We start from the raw sequence: 701 nt of genomic DNA, 5'->3' as shown, positions 1-701 counted from the left end.
GGAGGACATTGTTTGGTGGGTAGTTTGACTGGGGTGGTCGCCTCCAAAAAGGTAACGGAGGCTTTCAAAGGTAAGCTCAGTACGCTTGGTAACCGTACGCGGAGTGCAATGGCATAAGCTTGCTTGACTGTGAGACCGACAAGTCGAACAGGGTCGAAAGACGGACATAGTGATCCGGTGGTTCTGTATGGAAGGGCCATCGCTCAAAGGATAAAAGGTACGCTGGGGATAACAGGCTGATCTCCCCCAAGAGCTCATATCGACGGGGAGGTTTGGCACCTCGATGTCGGCTCGTCACATCCTGGGGCTGGAGAAGGTCCCAAGGGTTGGGCTGTTCGCCCATTAAAGTGGCACGCGAGCTGGGTTCAGAACGTCGCGAGACAGTTCGGTCCCTATCTGTTGTGGGCGTTGGAAGTTTGAGTGGATCTGACCTTAGTACGAGAGGACCGGGTTGGACAGACCTCTGGTGAACCTGTTATGCCGCCAGGTGTACGGCAGGGTAGCTACGTCTGGAATAGATAAGCGCTGAAAGCATCTAAGTGCGAAACTAGCCACGAGATGAGACTTCCTTATAGGGTCGTAGGAGATGACTACGTTGATAGGCCATAGGTGTAAAGGTTGAGAGACCAAAGCCGAGTGGTACTAATAGCCCGAAGCTTTCTCAAGCAGACAGACACTGTTGTCTTCCTCTTTAATTTTTG

The 701-nt window shown here is 52.2% G+C and carries 1 rRNA gene; it reads left to right on the top strand.

The window, feature by feature from the left end:
- Positions 1–666 (top strand): 23S ribosomal RNA (locus ACK8HY_RS22990); the annotation flags it as partial.
- Positions 667–701 lie beyond the last annotated feature (35 nt).

This window comes from Sphingobacterium sp. NGMCC 1.201703 (assembly GCF_047784615.1).
GTDB lineage: Bacteria > Bacteroidota > Bacteroidia > Sphingobacteriales > Sphingobacteriaceae > Sphingobacterium.
The sequence above is the reverse complement of the archived record's forward strand: the minus strand, read 5'-3'. Positions and strand labels throughout refer to the sequence as shown.